General features: G+C 40.2%; 14 protein-coding genes and 1 rRNA gene. 1 reads left to right on the forward strand and 14 read right to left on the reverse strand.

Annotation, left to right across the window (positions count from 1 at the left end; all coding sequences use genetic code 11):
• Positions 1-48 precede the first annotated feature (48 nt).
• Both PSPO_RS11680 and prlC read right to left on the reverse strand, forming a co-directional pair.
• Complete coding sequence (locus tag PSPO_RS11680; protein WP_010561961.1) at positions 49-1,257, reverse strand: response regulator transcription factor; 1,209 nt, start codon at positions 1,255-1,257, stop codon at positions 49-51.
• Positions 1,258-1,665: 408 nt separating this feature from the next.
• The gene (gene prlC, locus PSPO_RS11685) at positions 1,666-3,702 is read right to left on the reverse strand and encodes an oligopeptidase A (protein WP_010561962.1); all 2,037 of its coding nucleotides are present in this window, start codon (positions 3,700-3,702) and stop codon (positions 1,666-1,668) included.
• 137 nt (positions 3,703-3,839) lie between these two features.
• On the opposite strand from prlC, the gene gorA reads away from it, so the two are divergent.
• Positions 3,840-5,198, forward strand: a complete 1,359-nt coding sequence (gene gorA / locus PSPO_RS11690; RefSeq protein WP_010561963.1) for a glutathione-disulfide reductase — start codon at positions 3,840-3,842, stop codon at positions 5,196-5,198.
• Between the two features lie 87 nt (positions 5,199-5,285).
• Here the strand turns inward: gorA and PSPO_RS11695 are convergent, their stop codons facing one another.
• From PSPO_RS11695 to rrf, 12 genes are all read right to left on the reverse strand, one after another.
• The gene (locus tag PSPO_RS11695; RefSeq protein WP_010561964.1) at positions 5,286-5,972 is read right to left on the reverse strand and encodes a response regulator; all 687 of its coding nucleotides are present in this window, start codon (positions 5,970-5,972) and stop codon (positions 5,286-5,288) included.
• An 11-nt stretch (positions 5,973-5,983) separates the two neighbouring features.
• A complete protein-coding gene (locus PSPO_RS11700; RefSeq protein ID WP_010561965.1) occupies positions 5,984-7,384 on the reverse strand; it encodes a hypothetical protein in 1,401 nt (466 codons plus the stop codon).
• Positions 7,371-7,757 (reverse strand): hypothetical protein, encoded by a 387-nt coding sequence (locus PSPO_RS11705; RefSeq protein ID WP_010561966.1) that lies wholly within the window; start codon positions 7,755-7,757, stop codon positions 7,371-7,373. Before PSPO_RS11705 ends, PSPO_RS11700 begins: the two co-directional genes overlap by 14 nt.
• Positions 7,757-9,304 carry a sensor histidine kinase gene (locus PSPO_RS11710; RefSeq protein WP_010561967.1) on the reverse strand — a complete coding sequence of 516 codons (1,548 nt, stop codon included), beginning with the start codon at positions 9,302-9,304 and terminating at the stop codon, positions 7,757-7,759. The genes PSPO_RS11705 and PSPO_RS11710 overlap by 1 nt, the downstream gene beginning before the upstream one ends.
• A gap of 54 nt (positions 9,305-9,358) precedes the next feature.
• Positions 9,359-9,760: a hypothetical protein gene (locus PSPO_RS11715; protein ID WP_010561968.1), complete on the reverse strand. Its 402-nt coding sequence runs from the start codon at positions 9,758-9,760 to the stop codon at positions 9,359-9,361.
• Between the two features lie 48 nt (positions 9,761-9,808).
• Entirely contained in the window at positions 9,809-11,770 is a 1,962-nt protein-coding gene (locus PSPO_RS11720) for a S1 family serine peptidase (RefSeq protein WP_010561969.1), read from the reverse strand.
• A 114-nt stretch (positions 11,771-11,884) separates the two neighbouring features.
• Positions 11,885-12,640, reverse strand: a complete 756-nt coding sequence (locus PSPO_RS11725) for a glycosyltransferase family 25 protein (protein WP_010561970.1) — start codon at positions 12,638-12,640, stop codon at positions 11,885-11,887.
• A gap of 60 nt (positions 12,641-12,700) precedes the next feature.
• On the reverse strand, positions 12,701-13,876 hold the full coding sequence (locus PSPO_RS11730; RefSeq protein WP_010561971.1) for a mandelate racemase/muconate lactonizing enzyme family protein: 1,176 nt from the start codon (positions 13,874-13,876) through the stop codon (positions 12,701-12,703).
• 118 nt (positions 13,877-13,994) lie between these two features.
• Positions 13,995-14,762, reverse strand: a complete 768-nt coding sequence (locus tag PSPO_RS11735) for a class II aldolase/adducin family protein (protein ID WP_010561972.1) — start codon at positions 14,760-14,762, stop codon at positions 13,995-13,997.
• 145 nt (positions 14,763-14,907) lie between these two features.
• Complete coding sequence (locus tag PSPO_RS11740; protein ID WP_010561973.1) at positions 14,908-16,950, reverse strand: prolyl oligopeptidase family serine peptidase; 2,043 nt, start codon at positions 16,948-16,950, stop codon at positions 14,908-14,910.
• 332 nt (positions 16,951-17,282) lie between these two features.
• A complete protein-coding gene (locus PSPO_RS21660; protein WP_158523446.1) occupies positions 17,283-17,447 on the reverse strand; it encodes a hypothetical protein in 165 nt (54 codons plus the stop codon).
• A gap of 392 nt (positions 17,448-17,839) precedes the next feature.
• Positions 17,840-17,954, reverse strand: a 5S ribosomal RNA gene (gene rrf / locus PSPO_RS11745).
• Positions 17,955-17,958: the final 4 nt, after the last annotated feature.

Here is a 17,958-nt window from a genome sequence, read left to right on the forward strand (position 1 = left end):
ATTATAGTGATTAGCAAAGTATTTTTATACGCGAATAATGCAAACTTGTTAAAATAGCTCAATATCGTCCTGCGACGTAATTTCGTTAATTTCTTCTCTTTGTTGTTCTTGTTCAAGTCTTTCAAGTATTTTTTCACGCTCTTTCATAATGTGGTCAAGGTATGTCATCACTTCATTAAATGAGCTTTGAATTTCATCACCAACGGTTAAATGATAGCGCAAACTTTCTACAGTCTCTTCTACTGAGCCTAAAATATACTCTTCTTGGTCTGACTCTAACGCCAACCGCGGCACAGTATCACAAAAGCGCTGATATAAGGTTTCTATCAATTCAACCGACACTTTACTATTGTTATACAAGCTTTGTAGCTGTGCACGCAGTGTACTGTCTACCAGTTCAAACGTTTTAGTGATTTGTTGCGCTTGCTCCGATAACTGATTATGCAATTCGAGTGTACCAAGCTTGGCGTTTGTTGCTTCCAAAATATGTGGAAACAAATCTTTATAACGACCATAAAGTGGCGCGTCATCTACAGGCATATTTTTTACTAACAACGAGACATTTGGGTAGTTAATAATTGTGCGCGAACCAAAATCGATAAACCGCTCGCCTTCTTTCGCGTTGAGCATCAGCTCCTTCTCAAGAGGACATACTGCACTATTGTTGGAGAAAAATTCATTACCACTTTCAAACCAAAACGCTGTGACAACATTTAAATTAAGCGGTGAAAAAAACTCAAATAAACACTCAGAAAGGCGCGTAAGTGACTTAACACCATAAGTTTGACTTACATACCGCATGGCGCGCCCCATATCGCTGTAATCTGTCATTGCGATTGCGGCAGTATTTTGCGCTTGTTCTATATCTTGCTTTAATAATTGTGACTGCTTTTTATATTGGTGAAGTACTTTAATGCGTGCTAATAACTCTTCTGTTTCAAATGGTTTAACGATGTAATCATCTGCACCAGAATTATAGCCTTTGATGCGCTCTTCAAGAGAGCTACAAGACGATAAGAACATGATTGGAATGTCTTGGGTATCAAGTTGTTGCTTTAACTTGCTACATACTTCAAACCCATTAATACCTGGCATTTCAACATCGAGCAAAATGATATCTGGATGAGTATCCCTTGCCATTTTAATGCCCTCTTCACCATTATATGCATGACTTACTTGGTTATTATCGGTGAGCGTTTTCTCGATTATTTGGTGGATTAGCTTGTCATCATCAATAGCAAGTACACTGGTTAACATGCCTAAACCTATATTATTTATTAGCTAAAATTAAGCATAGACTTAACCAAATGAAATGCATAAAAAAAGCCGCTAAATTTTAGCGGCTTATTAGGGTCTGTTGACCTTTGCTATTCTATTTTTGTTCTCTTTGAGCGTGCTTTTATCGCGGCGCTCGATGTGTGGCCTAGCAATCTAAGCGAATATCGAGCAAAGCTTCCGCGTCCTGCTCACGCCCCTTACCTACATCCATATAGGCAACAATGAGAAAAGTGCGCTCAAAAGAACCGTTCGGCAGCGCTTGATTGGGTTTTCTACTGTGTTATCGGCTGACTCACATAGAATAACTATGCAACGCAGCCTCTGCCTTGTATAAAACCCAATCAAACTGCTGCAAAAACGAACTTGAAAGGTCAACAGACCCTAGATTTATTGAATACCGCTATGGCGCAGCAAGGCATCCACATTTGGCTCTCGCCCTCTAAATGCAACAAATAGTTCCATAGGCTCTTTAGAGCCGCCCATTTCAAGCACATTATTTAAGAATGATTGGCCTGTCTCTGCATTAAAAATGCCTTCTTCTTCAAAACGAGAGAACGCATCAGCAGAAAGCACTTCAGCCCATTTATATGAGTAATATCCTGCCGAGTAACCACCAGCAAAAATATGACTAAAGCCATGTTGAAAACGATTAAACTCAGGCGCTTTTACAACCGATACTTGTTGACGCACCTTATTTAAAATTGTCTGAATTTCATCGCCATTTGATGGGTTGTAGTCAGCATGAATATGGAAATCAAATAATGAGAACTCTAATTGGCGAATCATCATCATTGCTGATTGATAGTTTTTCGCCGCTAACAATTTATCGAGCAAATCCTTCGGTAGTGGTTCACCTGTTTCATAGTGACCCGAAATAAACGCCAGAGCATCTTCTTCATAACACCAGTTTTCTAAAAATTGGCTTGGTAATTCAACCGCATCCCACGCCACACCATTAATGCCCGAAACTGCGCCCACATCCACTTGCGTTAGCATATGGTGAATACCATGACCAAACTCATGGAATAAAGTGGTTACTTCGTAGTGTGTAAATAACGCTGGTTTATCACCAACCGGTTTATTGAAGTTACATACCAAATAAGCCACAGGCAATTGTACGTCACCATTAGCACGCACTTTGCGGCCAATGCAATCATCCATCCACGCGCCACCGCGTTTATGGTCGCGCGCATATAAGTCTAAATAGAATGAACCGCGTTTTTCGCCGCTGTTATCAAAAATCTCAAAAAAGCGAACATCTTTGTGCCACGTATCAACACCTTGTACTTCTTTAACCTCAATACCAAATAGACGGTTTACGGTTTCAAACAAGCCACTTAGCACTTTGTTTTCCGGGAAGTATGGGCGCAAAATTTCATCTGAAATGGCGTATTTTTCCTGCTTAAGCTTTTCACTGTAATAGGTGTAATCCCATGCTTCTAACTTGCTAATACCGTGTTTTTCGTTTGCATAGGCAGTTAGCTCTGCAAGTTCTGCTTGCGCTTGAGGTTTTGATTTTGTTGCAAGGTCATTTAAAAAATCGAACACTTGTTGTGGCGATTCTGCCATTTTGGTTGCCAGTGACTTATCTGCAAAGTTTTCGAAATCGAGCAATTGCGCCAGCTCATGACGAAGTGCAAGCTCTTCGGCCATAATGGCGCTGTTATCAAACTCACCGGCATTTGGGCCTTGATCAGACGCTCTGGTGCTAAATGCAATATAGGTTTCTTTACGCAGTTCACGGTTATCCGCATGGGTCATCACAGGTAAATACGATGGAAAATCGAGCGTAAATAACCAACCTTCCAACTCTTTACTTTCCGCTGTGTGTTTTGCAAGAGCAATTGCTGACTCTGGTAAGCCCGCTAAATCCGCTTCATCTGTGATGTGTTTTTGCCAAGCAAGCGTGGCATCCATCACATTATTGCCAAACTTAGCAGCAAGCTCTGATAAACGTGCAACAATTTCGCCGTAACGTTTTTGTTTTTCTTCAGGCAATGCAATGCCTGAAAGTTTAAAGTCACGCAAGCTATTATTGATCGCTTTTTGCTGTGCCTCTGAAAGGTTTGCAAACTCATCGCTTTCAGCAATCGCTTTCGTTGCTAAAAATAACCCCTGGTGTTGACCAACAAAGGTTGAATATTCCGAGATAAGCGGTAAACACTCATCATAGGCTGCACGCAGTTCTTCACTGTTTACCACTGAATGCATATGCGACACTGGTGACCAAAGACGCGTTAATTTATCGTCAACTTCATCCAGTGGCACAATAAAGTTATCCCAAGTATACGACTCTTGCGCTAATACTTGCTCAATCGTTTGCTTACAATCCGCAATACCCTGTTTTAATGCAGGCACAATGTGCTCAGGTTTAATTTGTGAAAATGGTGGTAACCCTTCAAGGCCAATTAATGGATTAGTCATAAAACGCTTCTTATTAATTTGTCATTGTTAATTTAGATTGGGGCAATCGATAAAAATTGCAAGTTAGGCTATTGTGTTATCGGTTAGAATACCTATATCTGATTAAAACAAAGATTTAAAAAATTAAGGAACTTCAAATGGCAAAGCATTTTGATTATATCGCTATCGGCGGTGGCAGTGGTGGCATTGCATCAGCAAACCGAGCAGCAATGCGCGGTGCAAACGTCGCCCTAGTAGAAGCAGGCCCGCTAGGTGGCACCTGTGTAAATGTTGGCTGTGTTCCTAAAAAAGTAATGTGGCATGGTGCGCAAGTTGCTGAAGCGATAAAACTATATGCACCTGACTACGGTTTTGACGTTGAAATTAAAGAGTTTAATTGGGCTAAATTACTTGAGAGTCGTGAAGCTTACATTGGCCGTATTCATAATGGCTATGATAATTACCTAGCAAAAAATGGCGTTACCGTAATCCAAGGCTTCGCAAAATTTGTCGATAATAAAACCATTGAAGTGAATGGTGAGCACTACACTGCCGACCATATTCTTGTTGCTGTTGGCGGTCGCCCTAGCATTCCAAATATTCCTGGTGCTGAATACGGCATCGACTCAAACGGCTTTTTTGAGTTAAAAGAGCAGCCTAAACGTGTAGCAGTAGTAGGTGCTGGTTATATTGCAGTTGAACTTGCAGGCGTAATGCACGGTTTAGGCACTGAAACGCATTTATGCGTTCGCCGTGATACACCGCTTCGCACATTTGACCCACTTATTGTTGATACTCTGATGGAAGTAATTGAATCAGAAGGTCCAACACTTCACACTAACGCTACGCCAAAAGAAGTTACGAAAGAATCAGACGGTTCTTTAACGCTGCACTTTGAAAATGGTAACAGCGTTAATGTTGACCAAGTTATTTGGGCGATTGGTCGTCAGCCAACCACAGATAAAATCAATATTGCAGCAGCAGGTGTTGAGTTAACAGAATCAGGCCACGTAAAAGTGGATGAATTCCAAAATACCTCAGCTGAAGGCGTTTACGCTGTTGGCGATATTATTGAAAACGGTATTGAACTTACCCCTGTGGCTGTTAAAGCTGGACGCTTATTGTCCGAGCGCTTATTCAACCCTGAAATGCCAAATGCCAAAATGGACTACAACTTAGTACCAACCGTTGTATTTAGCCACCCTCCAATTGGCACTATTGGTTTAACTGAAACCGAGGCCCGTGAACAGTTTGGTGATGATGACATTAAAGTGTATACCTCAAGTTTTACTGCAATGTACACTGCAGTAACACAGCACCGTCAACCATGTAAAATGAAACTGGTATGCCAAGGCCCTAACGAGAAAATTGTTGGCTTGCACGGCATTGGTTTTGCCGTTGATGAAATGATCCAAGGTTTTGGCGTTGCCATGAAGATGGGTGCAACAAAGGCTGATTTTGATTCAGTTGTGGCGATACACCCTACTGGTTCAGAAGAATTTGTTACTATGCGTTAGGAACTGAGTAAAAAGTCGCTCTAACGCTAATAGAAAAACAAAAAAGGGTATCATTTGATACCCTTTTCGTTTACACATCAAATGAAATTATCCAGTAAATAAATAGCCTTTAGAGCGCACAGTTTTAATTATGCTTGGCTGATTTGGGTCGCTTTCTAACTTACTGCGAATCGATGAAATATAAATATCCACTTGGCGATTTTGACCATCATAATCAATGCCCCACAGGGTTTTGAAAATGGTATCTCGCGTTATCACTTCACCACTATGCTCCACCAGCAACAGCAACAAATCATACTCAGGGGCTGCGAATTCTAATACACGATCTCGCTTTTTAACTTCACGTTTATGCTTATTAATAGTGATATCGTTAAATGAAATACCCTGCTCTTTCATTACTTCAGTGTTCACTTCTCGGCGTAATAAGGCGCGACACTTTGCTAATAATAAACGCGGCTCGATTGGCTTAGAAATATAGTCGTCAGCACCAAACTCTAAACCCAACACCTGATCAATTGTGTCACCTCGCGCAGTTAACATAGCCACTTTACCAGTGTAGGCAGGTTTTATTTGTTGGAATACTTGCATACCATCAATATCTGGCAGCATTAAATCCAGTAACACTAAATCTGGTTGCTCGGCAATAATCTGTTGTACTGCGGTTTGTCCTTCGCTTATCACAGTACAATTAAACTCGAACTGCTGAAAAAACGACTGTGTTAAACTCGCCAACTCAGCATCATCTTCAACAATTATCAGATTATATTTTTCCATTTAATGCCACTTTAAAATTCGAAGTTAAATCCTAGCTTTGCTCGCACTGTATTACTTTGCACACCCCAGTAAATATCTGACGAACGCTCGCCCCAATCCGCTGAAACAAATACTGAGAGCTGTTGATTAATTTGATAATCAACTTTAGAACCAATACGTAAGCTTTTATCAATGGTTGCCAGTTCGCTATTTTCATCCAACCCGTAAGCTTCGATTAAATCACTTTTACTGTAATCTTGCTGAAAAAAGTTCACATAACCCGCAACACTCCATTTATCATCTAACTGATAAACTAACGCAGTTTTTAAAATAGCGCCTAAATAATTAAGTCCATCGCTTGCGTCGTTGCTCTTTAATTCAAATTGTACTTTAGCTAACAATTGATTGTTGTAAAAAAGTTTATTCCATTCTACACCAGCTGCCCAAGACTTATTATCAAAGCCATAATTGGTATATGAATAATCCCCAAACTGCACTTCTATGGTTTTAAAACTTCTATCCATGTACTGACCATACATGTACCACTCACTACTTTTTGAAAATAGACGATAGCCTAATGTTAATGCGCTTGACGTAATTTGTGGCTCACCACCTCTAAACTGATTTCGCTGTTCAAATTGCAAGGCGATTTCTTTATCACTTGCCAGCGGCCATGCTAGTTCTGAATCAAGTTTAAATAGCAGCTTATCGTAATCACTAAAATCAGCATTATCGATATTACGGATCAGCAGATTGTTTTTCCAATTTACCTGCTCGCCCAAATAGCTGTATTTTATAATGGCCGCCGATTCAGCAAACATTGAATTTGGCTTTTCAAGAAATGGGGAAATGTCTATACCGAGTTCTTCAGGCATCACAATTTCGCCATCTAAACTATACAAATAACCTTTTTGAGAAATAAAATATTCTTTGCCATCCGGTAATACAAAGTAAAAACTATCTAAGTACGGATCATCATCTAAAAAATAGTCGCCAAAGCTAAAGCGAACGTTGTCATCGTATCCGGTAGCAAGTGTGCCAATAAGTCCCCACTGGCTTTTTGATGGTTCAACCTCGGCAAGCTGCGATTTAGCGTTAATCTCATTAAGCATAATATCGATATTAAAGCGCACGTTTTCGGGCAATTCAGTCACTTGCTTTAAACTTAACAAGTGCTCTTTTGCCACGTCAAATTTGCCCAGTTGCATTTGTGTTAATGCTAACTCTAAACGCACGCGGTGCTGCATCGGATTTTGCGATAACTGATAGCTAAGTAGTGTTTCAGCTTCCAGCCATTCACCGCGCTCATTGTGCAGCATTGCTTGCTCAAACGCACTAAGCGGCTGATTTTTATCACTTGCAAAACACGGATTAATAATCTGTGCCAATAATAGGTGAGCAATCGCAAACTTAAATAATTTAATAGTCTTCATCGCTTTCAATCTCTTGTTTTACTTTTTCTTCAAGCGCCTTGAGTTCTTGCTTCATTTTCTTTATGTCTTTTCGCTTTTTATTTTTATCTGTGGGCGTTTTCGGCGTACTTGAAACACCGCTTGTATCATTAAGTAAGTTACTTTTATCCAACTCACTGATCGCATTTTGTAATTTGCCTTTAATGCCAACACCATAACGCTGCTGAGGTTGAAATTTTTTATCCCAATCACCCCAGTCAATAGCATTTTTACTGTCGCTACGTGGTTTAAGCGCTTTGTTACTCGGTGTATTTTCCGGCTCTTTTTTAGGCGGTTGCGCAGCAAATACAGAAGATGCATTAAGCAAGCAGAAAAGGAAAAATAGCGTTTTCATTATTCACTCCCTTTAAGCTGGAAGTGAATACTAAAGTGAGCGCCCACTTGCGTATCAATGAGTCTGATATCGGCATCATGTTGTGATGCAATTTGCTGAACAATGGCCAACCCCAATCCATAACCGGAGGTTTTATTACTGCGGCTTTGATCTTGTTGGTAAAACGGCTCAAAGATATGCTGTTTACTTTGCTCATCAACACCGGGGCCATCATCAATTACATCTAACACAATATTTTGCTGATGATTTGTTAGTTGAACCGTTACCGATTTTTTTGCAAAGCGCGCGGCATTATTAAGTAAATTTTCTAGCATGCGTGTAAAAAGCTGTTTATTGATTTTTAGCGCATACTCTTGCTGTGCTTGAAAGGTAAATTCAATGTGAGGAAAGACTATTTGCATTCCTTGCACAATTGCGTTCACAAACGAATTTAGCGCGACATTTTCTTTAACTATTGCTTTGTTATCAGTAAGTTTTTCGTAGCTAAGTAAATCACTTATTAATAAGTTAAGCTGATTTAGGTCAGCTTTAGTTTGTGCGATTAAGGCGTTATCGACACCTAATTGAATATTTAATGTTTCGAGCCTAAATTGCGCTTTTGATAAAGGGGTTCGTAAGTCATGGGATACAGCGCGCAACATTTGGTGTTTTTGCTCAATTAAGCGTGTGATCCGCAGTGCCATTTGATCGATTTTCCAAGTTAACTGGTTAATCACATCAAGGTTTTGTGGTATTTCTTCCGCTTGTATTAGCTCAGGTTCGATAGCATCTACTTTATCTTGAATATACGTTAATCGTTTAACCAACAAGCGGATGATAAATAATATCACTACGGCTAATACACTCAGCACGGCAATAAATCCCGAGATTAATAACCAGTGGGGATATTGCTCAAATATTTTGATTGTGCCTAATTTAAGTAAATCTTGAGAGTTACCCCAAGGCGCATAAATATCAAACGACAAGCTGCTATCAAATTCAGTTTGCCAAACAATGACCATTTCACCACGCGCTAAACGCTCTAACTGCTCACTGTCGAGCAATTGGCTCGCCTCATTAACCCGGTTAATCGGGTAGTGAAATTGATCGCTGATGGTATCGAATGCAGCTTGGCGCTGTTGCGCACTGTATAAGCCAATTTCATTAAGTAATAAAAATGCTGTACCAGTGGCAATTTGCTCACTCACGCCATTTAAATGCATGGTTAATAAATGAGTGTCGTTAATTGGGTATTCAACAATGTAACCATTGTTAGCTTGAACATTGGTAGAGATACTGACTTTATTTAGGTTCGGTGGTTTATCGACTAAAGTCAGCGATACATTCATAAGCGATGCAACTAACTCGAGCCAACGTTCACGGTTTGCAGTGTTAGTTTGTCGATTAATACCCTGCTTGAGTAGGTACAAGGTGCCGGAAAGTTGCTCAGCCAAATGCTGCTGGTAACGGTATTGGTTCACCGAAGAAAATACAAGGTAGGAAAGCAGTAAGACCAAGCTTACTGCCAAAATAACCGAACCATAAATACGTAAAAATAACGTCTGCAAATGATCTCCTAACGATACCAGCAGGGTAATATACTCACTAAAATTGGTCTATTGCTATCCTTGTTTACGTGTGTGTTTGGCTGCTTTTTGCGCTTCAACGTCATAACGCGGATTTAAAACTTTAATTAAATCAATTGAATCTATCGCCTCAGGTAACTTAAAGGTTACAGGATATGCTCGTGGCATCGCACGACAAAGATCCGCTTTATTGCGCTTTAGTGCGAACTCGTACACACCTTTAGCTTCTTGCTGTAATAATTCAAAATCGTCTTTGCTTGTGCAACCTGTTGATTTTACCACAAACGAAATATACTCGGCCTTAGCATTAAAGCTGTATATTTTTTCTAGATTATTGAGCTCTTGTTCAGTCATTGTTTCAGATAATGCCGTGCTACTACACGCTGATGTAAATAGCGTCATTAATAATGCAGAAAGAGTGATATGTAATTGCTTCATAATATAGTCAAGCCAGCTAAACTAGCTGGCTTCTCCAAATTTAAATGTTTACGCTAATTTTCGACGCGCTGCGAAAGCAAAACCAGCTAATAACAACATAATACCTGTGCTACCGCTACTACGCTTAGGCTTTTTATTAATTGTAACCTGAACCGTTTTACTGCTATTTGCACCAAATTGGTCAGTCACTGTTACTTTAAATGTAAGCGATTTAGCATCTTTGTATGCTGGCGCCGTAAGGTTAATAACTGCTTTTGTCGCATCTGCAATGGCAATTGTTCCTTCGGTCACTTCCCACTTATAAGTTAGTGAGTCGCCCTCTGCATCACTGCTCTCGCTGGCATCAAGTACAAAACCTTTCGCTTCTTCCACTGTGATTGTGGCTTGTTTCACTTTGCTTTGTGGCGCGGTATTTTTAAGTACTGTCGACACTTCGTCAATATATGCTTTATCGTCACCTACCTCATCAAGGTCCGTTTCATCCTTGGCATAAATAATCGCGATACGATCCACACCTTCTGTTAACGTCACTTCTTGTGCTGTGAATTCTGTATTATCAACACCTGATGCGCGTAAAATTACTTGATTGTTGTGACGAACCGTTAAAAAGTCCCAATCAGTCTCTGACGACACTAAATGCTTAAAGTTAAACTTCTCAACACGGTCGTTATCAATCGTTGCAAGTAAAACACTTTGTTGAAAGTGAGTAATATCTCCGCTTGCCATTGCAGCGTCACCTTGCGATGCTTTATTTGTTTGCGCTTGCCACGCTAAATCACCACCACTCCACCATTTAACACGATCATTATTGCTACCCACGATTTCATTCATATTCGCAGACTCTTGCTCAAGTACATTCGCGCCGTAGAAAATAATCGCTTCTTTGTTAATCGCATCGTTTGTGGTCACTCGTAACGCAAAGCCCGCATTGCCCGGTGCATTTGTTTTAACACGTACTTTGATATCACAATTTTGTTCAAACGATAGTGTTTTTCCGTCACATAAGTTTTGTTCAACCTCAGCTAATTCAACACCTTCAGCGCCAACAACTGCTGCGTTGGTCACCATAAAATTATCGCTGCCAACGTTTTTAATATTAAATGTCGCTTGCTCGTTGAAAGTTTGCTCAACAAAACCTTGGCGGTTTATTTGTTTGTATGAAACGCCTGACTTTTTCGCTTCAACCCAATCGTTATAGTTTGCAACACGTGCATATACACCTGGCGCATTTGGTGCTGCACAACCATTACCAAAGCTTACAACACCTGCTTGATACCACTGTTCTTCATGTTTAAAGATAAGCGGGCCGCCACTATCGCCTTGACACGAATCTTTGCCACCCTCAACAAAACCGGCACAGATCATATTATCTGTAATGCCCGTTTCACCGTCTTGTGTGTAATCGGCAATACATTGTTCACGGTTATAAAGTGGCACTTTTACTTCTTGTAAAATTTCTGGATACTCTGGAGCAGCTTCACTGTTAGGGTTCATATTACCCCAGCCCATAACGGTCAATTCAGAGCCATCTTTTAAAATCGCTTCAATCTCAGGGGTCATTAACTTGATTGGCGTAACACCCGTTACTTCTTCTGTAAGCTCAATAATTGCAATATCGTTATTAAGACCTATGTCTCCGTAGTTTTCGTGTTCATAAATTTGAGCCACACTAACACGCTTACCTGACTCAGGTTTAGTTGTATCATACCCACCAATCCAAACGTGCATGTTTTCAGCGGCAGAACCTTCAATACAATGTGATGCAGTTAGTACATAACGACCACCAATAAATGACGCACCACAAAATGGCGAGATGCCCTCAGCGTGTGCAGAAATAAGTGAGGTCATAAACGGGTAATCACCTTGAGTAGCAGGCTTACCGTTAATAATGCGTGGTGTATGTTGGTTAAATGATTTTGACTTAACTAGATTGACTTTCTCTGCAGCTACAACTGGCATATTTAATACTGCCAAACCTGCAAGTGCGAAAGGTAACGCAACTTTTTTCATAACATTTCCTATACTTTTCATCATGTCTTGAAACTGATTAGAAACCTTTTTGCAACATGACAATATTATAGAAATGTAGTTTTATGTAGGACTAACTTAAACCTAATTGAATCATTATATTAGTTCTGATAACGCAATTTTGGTTTGCTTGTAATGATTAATCCCATCCGCTAATTGTTGGTACTTTCGTCTAAAAAAGTGTTTTTTAATTACTTGGTTTTGACATGCTGCGGTAATTTCGCTACCCACTTTATCATCTTGCTCAATCATAAAAGGCATAAGCGAATAAACAGATACGCCAGTTTGCCACGTGCGCTGAATTTGCGTATCAACAGGGCAACCAAATTGCTCGGTAATCGATAAAAGCTGTTTGGCCGCATGATAAGTAATTGCTTGCGCACAACATCCTGTGAGCGGTTTCTTATGAAGTACTAACTCAAATTGCTCATTTACTTGTTTTGTTGCTTTGATAGGTCGGGTGCGATTTTGATAAGCGGCAAGTTTTAATAGTTGCCAGTCAAACTTTAGCGATTCAATGGTGCTAAATACTGCGCTGAGATCACCCGCTAGTTGAAAATCGTCTTCCAATACAATTGCATAAGGCAGCTTTTGTTCAACAATTTTTTGCCACGCTAGGCGATGACTTAAGAAACAGCCAATTTCACCATAGCCAAGATTGCGGTAATACTGTTTTGAATTTAATTGCGATGAATAATGTGCTTGAATTTCAGCGTCTGTAAGTTTTGTGCCGTCAATGGCTGGGATGCGTTCAAATTGAATATTTTGCGTAGCAAATCGTTCGCTACTTTTTTTAAGGCGTTCAGTGCTTTTATCAAGATTAATCAGGAATACTTTAGGTTGGTTTAGCATTGTAAAAACGCCAATCTAACAGCTAGGTATTCCTGATTATAATGAGCTTAGTTTACAGTTTTATTTAATCTCAATACGTGGCGATTTCATAATTACTTCATCGTTTAGCTCAATGCCAATACCTGGTGCCTCTGATACTTCGAAGAAACCATTTTTTGGCTGCGGATCTTGAATACATAATTCGCGGTTCCACTTTTTAATTGCATAGGTGTGATGCTCGTGAATTAAAAAGTTTGGAATAGCTGTTTCAAGGTGCAGAGATGCCGCAGTTGCAACAGGGCCGCCGCATACATGCGTTTGAATACGCACATCAAAAATATCCGCGTAGTCACATACTTTTTTGGTCTCAGTAAAACCACCGCACAAACCAATATCAGGTTGTAATACATCAACACTTTGATCTTCAAGGTATGGACGTACACCCCAACGATTATATAAACGCTCGCCACCGGCAATTGGCACCGCTACTTTGTCGGCTACTTTAGCGTGCAGCGAGTGATTTAAGTAGTTCACTGGCTCTTCGTAATACATGCAATCAAACTCTTTAGCGATTTCACCTAGCTGAATCGCCGTTGTTGCACCTGGTAAGCTATGACATTCAAAAATAATATCCACTTCATCGCCAACCGCTTCTCGAATAGCTGCCATACGTGCGCGGTAAAGCTTCATTTCGCCACGAGAAATTATCTTAGTGCGCTCGTAGTAAGTATTACCATCTTTGTCATACATGATTGGGTCAACTTTAACCGCGTCATAACCTTCAGCAATCGCTTTTAATGCGGCTTCTGCGTATTCTTGCGGTTGCACTAGCGCTTTAAACTCATCATCCCAATCAAACTGTAATTGCGATGCATAAGTGCGAAGCTTGTCATTTACCTTACCGCCAAGCAGTTGGTAAACAGGTAAGTTTAGGGCTTTACCTTTGATGTCCCAAAGTGCAGTATCAATCGCACTCATCGCAGCATAAACTACTGGGCCACCACCTAAACCCCAAAAACTTTCGCGCAGCATACGCGACCATAATTTTTCAGTTTGGAAAGGGTCAAAACCAATTAAAAACGCTTCAGCAAATTCTTTAATCATATTTACTGCTGCACTGTGGCCTAGATCATAAGCAAGACCTGCTTCACCAATACCTGAGATCCCTTCGTCCGTATGAATGCGAACAAAAACGGGGTTCCACTGCGGACGCTCAGGGCAATGGGTATCAAACACTTCGACGCGAGTTATTTTCATATTTGTTGGGCTCCTAATTATTGTTGCCAAACGTTTAATTTTTACTTTGCACTTTGCAAAGATTCAGAGACTTAAAAGTACTTCAAACCTGTGAAGTACTTTGATGTTTGTTTACTAATTATTCGGTAAAACTAGGATCGATGCGATACGCTAAACGACGCATTGCTGGCCAAGATTTTTGACCACCTGTACTACCTGTATGCACTTTGTTTTGCTGATCTTTTACCGTATCTAAAATTTTCTGATCAATGGCAATAAGTGGCTGGCTAGTTGAAAATGCCATCACTTGAATTTCACAAGCACGTTGTAAATCAGCCCAACGCATAAAGGCTTCGCCTATCGAAGGGCCCAAGGTTAATGCACCATGATTTGGTAGCATTAACGTATGTGCACTGCCTAAATCAGCTTGCAGGCGAGCTTTTTCTTCAGCATTTACCGCGAGGCCTTCGTAACCGTGGTATGCAATATTGCTCAGTGGGAACATTGCATGCTGTGAAATTGGCTTTAAGCCGCTCTCTAAGCTTGAAACCACAATGGTTTCGTTGGTATGCAAATGAATAACACATTGCGCATCGTGACGCACTTCGTGAATCGCGCTGTGAATGGTAAAACCTGCTGGGTTAATCTCAAACGGCGAGTCATCAAGGATTTCACCTTGTAGGTTTACTTTTACCAAGTTTGATGCCGTAATCTCGTCAAAGGTTAAACCAAACGCATTTACTAGATACTCATCTTTACCAGGTAAGCGAGCTGAAATATGAGTATAAATAGTATCGTCCCAGCCGTAGTAATGTGCTAAACGGTAACAAGCTGCAAGGTCAACGCGTAACTGCCATTCTTCATCTGACACTTTGCCTTTGAGATTTATTTCAGGTAATGCAAACATGGATAAGTCCTAATTCGTTAGATGTATAGAAGTCTAAATTAGCAAGCCATAGGTGGCAATGATCTAAGCCAAAGAATTCTGAGTTTTATGCAAAAAAAAGCGCAAAACAAGTTTGCGCTTTTTCGTGTATCAATAATAGTCCTGGTTACAGCTTTTTCACACCCATGTTGTAAAGTGTAAAGCCATAAATATCAGCATATTGTTCAATGATTTTGCTTGTAGGCGTACCCGCACCATGGCCTGCATTAGTTTCAATGCGGATAAGTGTAGGGTTAGCACCTGCTTGCTTGTCTTGAAGCTCAGCTGCAAACTTAAATGAGTGCGCTGGTACTACGCGGTCATCATGATCGCCCGTTGTTACCATAGTAGCTGGGTATTCAACACCCTCTTTCACGTTGTGAACTGGTGAATAGGCTTTTAAGTACTCGAACATTTCTTTGCTTTGTTCTGCTGTACCATAGTCATACGCCCAACCAGCACCCGCTGTGAATGTGTGGTAACGAAGCATATCTAATACACCTACCGCTGGTAACGCAACTTTAAATAGCTCAGGGCGCTGTGTCATAACTGCACCTACAAGTAGGCCACCATTAGAGCCACCATTTACCGCTAGCTTTTCGCTCGATGTGTAATTTTCAGCAATTAAATACTCAGCAGCAGCGATAAAGTCATCAAATACGTTTTGCTTTTGTAGTTGCGTACCCGCTTTATGCCATTTCTTACCATATTCACCGCCACCACGAAGGTTCGCAACCGCGTAAATACCACCTTGCTCTAACCATGCCGCACGCGTTGGGCTAAAACGTGGTGTTAGGCTTACGTTAAAACCACCGTAACCGTATAAAATAGTTGGGTTAGAACCATCAAGCTTTAAGCCTTTCTTATACGTTAAGATCATCGGTACTTCTGTACCATCTTTTGACTTATAGAATACTTGCTTAGACTCAAATTGCGCAGGATCGAAGTCTGCACCTGACTTGCGGTACACTTCGCTCTTACCAGTCTCTACATTAAACTTAAATGTTGTACCTGGTGTTTTATAGTTAGTGAATGAATAGTACAGCTCTTTATCTTCTTTCTCACCGCCAAAACCACCTGCAGTACCTACACCTGGTAGTTCGATATCACGAACAAGCTTACCGCTCTTGTCGTATTGCTGTACTTTGGAAATTGCATCAACCATGTAACGTGCAAAAATGTAGCCACCACCCGTTGAAACGTTTAATACGTTTTCAGTTTCAGGGATTAAGTCCTTCCAGTTATCTGGTGTTGGCTTAGCAGCATCAACCGTTACAATGCGTTTATTTGGTGCATCTAGGTTAGTTACTAAATAAAGCTTTGAACCTTCGTTCTCAATAACCTGAGTATCTGAGTTAGTGTGGTCTAAAATGGTTTCTAACTTGCTATCTGGTTTAGATAAATCTTTAATGAAAAGTTTGTTGCCCGACGTTGATACTGCAGCTGAGATTAATAAGTATTTATCGTCTTCAGTTACATAACCACCAACATAACGATGCTTCTGTGCATCTGTACCACCAAACACAACTTTGTCGTCAGCTTGCTTTGTGCCTAACTTATGGAAGTAAAGTTTGTGCTGGTCTGTTTTCGCTGACAGCTCACTGCCTTCTGGCTTATCGTAACTTGAGTAGTAAAAGCCTTCATTACCAACCCAAGAAAGACCACTAAATTTAACGTCAACTAAGGTGTCTTCAATTTGCTTCTTAGTTTCAACGTCAATAATAATAACTTTGCGCCAGTCACTGCCGCCTTCAGAAATTTGATATGCCGCTAATGAGCCATCTTTAGAGAAAGTAATACCCGCTAAAGAAGTTGTACCATCGTCACTGAATGTGTTTGGATCAAGGAAAACTTCCGGCTCACCACCTTCAACTTGGCGATAAATAACATATTGGTTTTGTAAGCCATCATTTTTGTAAAAGTAAGTGTATTTACCTTCTTTAAAAGGTGCACTTACTTTTTCATAATCCATTAACTTAGTTAAACGCTCTTTTAGCTTGTCGCGGTAAGAAATTTGAGAAAGGTAGTCAAACGTTACTTTATTTTGCGTTTTAACCCACTGTGCTGTCTCTTCGCTCATATCGTCTTCTAACCAACGGTATGGATCAGCAACTTGCGTATCGAAGTAAGTATCTACAACTTCACCCTTCTTAGTTTCAGGATAAGTCAAAGCTGCTTGTGTTACCGTTTGCTCTGTTTTCTTTTCAACTTGAACCGATTCTTCACTTTTTTCAGCGCCACAGCCAACTAAAGCTGTGCACACAGCAAGTGCGAGTGCTTTTTTAATCATGATAATTCCCTAGAGTATATTTAACTCACTAACATATGGAATTATCAGTTTGTTGTCCAGCAAACAAGTTCAAATTAAATCATATATAAATCAATAAAATAGATAGTTATCACATCATATTTTTACAATTATTTACTGTTAAACAGGCAATTAGAAATAAAAAAGCCAAGGCGTGAGCCTTGGCTGAAACGAGTCCCCAAACTCGCTGTACACTAATCTTTTTGGCAAGACTTGTTTTTAAGACGTTCAATATCTTGCTTGATCTGCTCTAAATAAGGATCGTTATAATCAAATTGAGAAAATGTTTCTAGGCAGGCGGTATAAAAGCGAATCCTATTTTCTTCTATACCTTTAATATCTTGTTCAAAATGTTCCATTTGTCAGCCTCTCCCTAGCCTTTCAATACTTATAGTGTAATTAATCTAGATCAAAGCAAAAGCATTTAAATTCAACAACTAACTGTAACCACTTTGTAACAATTATAAAAAGCCTATTAATTCAAAAGATTAGAGTTTTAACTCAGGAGATTACCAAGAACAAAAAGCCGCTTTCGTGCAGCAAAGTAGGAAATATCTTACATCTAATATCGTTAAATGGTTCAGGGTTCAGGGTTCAGGGTTCAGGGTTCAGGGTTCAGGGTTCAGGGTTCAGGGTTCAGGGTTCAGGGTTCAGCAATATTCTGAAGTCTAGCTGCTTAATTCTAAAATTCTTTAGTGCCTCAAACGCAAAAAAGCCTCAACATAATGTTGAGGCTTTCTTTTAATTAGGAGCTTGGCGATGTTCTACTTTCACATGGGCGAACCCACACTATCATCGACGCTGTTTCGTTTCACTTCTGAGTTCGGCATGGGGTCAGGTGGTTCCAAAACGCTATAGTCACCAAGCAAA

The organism is Pseudoalteromonas spongiae UST010723-006 (assembly GCF_000238255.3).
Lineage (GTDB): Bacteria > Pseudomonadota > Gammaproteobacteria > Enterobacterales > Alteromonadaceae > Pseudoalteromonas > Pseudoalteromonas spongiae.

Excerpts from the sequence above, each read along its gene's own strand:
- gorA (WP_010561963.1), top strand. The coding sequence starts at position 3,840 with ATGGCAAAGCATTTTGATTATATCGCTATCGGCGGTGGCAGTGGTGGC.
- PSPO_RS11720 (WP_010561969.1), bottom strand. The coding sequence starts at position 11,770 with ATGAAAAAAGTTGCGTTACCTTTCGCACTTGCAGGTTTGGCAGTATTA.
- PSPO_RS11700 (WP_010561965.1), bottom strand. The coding sequence starts at position 7,384 with ATGAAGACTATTAAATTATTTAAGTTTGCGATTGCTCACCTATTATTG.
- prlC (WP_010561962.1), bottom strand. The coding sequence starts at position 3,702 with ATGACTAATCCATTAATTGGCCTTGAAGGGTTACCACCATTTTCACAA.
- PSPO_RS11730 (WP_010561971.1), bottom strand. The coding sequence starts at position 13,876 with ATGAAAATAACTCGCGTCGAAGTGTTTGATACCCATTGCCCTGAGCGT.
- PSPO_RS11735 (WP_010561972.1), bottom strand. The coding sequence starts at position 14,762 with ATGTTTGCATTACCTGAAATAAATCTCAAAGGCAAAGTGTCAGATGAA.
- PSPO_RS21660 (WP_158523446.1), bottom strand. The coding sequence starts at position 17,447 with ATGGAACATTTTGAACAAGATATTAAAGGTATAGAAGAAAATAGGATT.
- PSPO_RS11715 (WP_010561968.1), bottom strand. The coding sequence starts at position 9,760 with ATGAAGCAATTACATATCACTCTTTCTGCATTATTAATGACGCTATTT.
- PSPO_RS11725 (WP_010561970.1), bottom strand. The coding sequence starts at position 12,640 with ATGCTAAACCAACCTAAAGTATTCCTGATTAATCTTGATAAAAGCACT.
- PSPO_RS11695 (WP_010561964.1), bottom strand. The coding sequence starts at position 5,972 with ATGGAAAAATATAATCTGATAATTGTTGAAGATGATGCTGAGTTGGCG.
- PSPO_RS11680 (WP_010561961.1), bottom strand. The coding sequence starts at position 1,257 with ATGTTAACCAGTGTACTTGCTATTGATGATGACAAGCTAATCCACCAA.
- PSPO_RS11705 (WP_010561966.1), bottom strand. The coding sequence starts at position 7,757 with ATGAAAACGCTATTTTTCCTTTTCTGCTTGCTTAATGCATCTTCTGTA.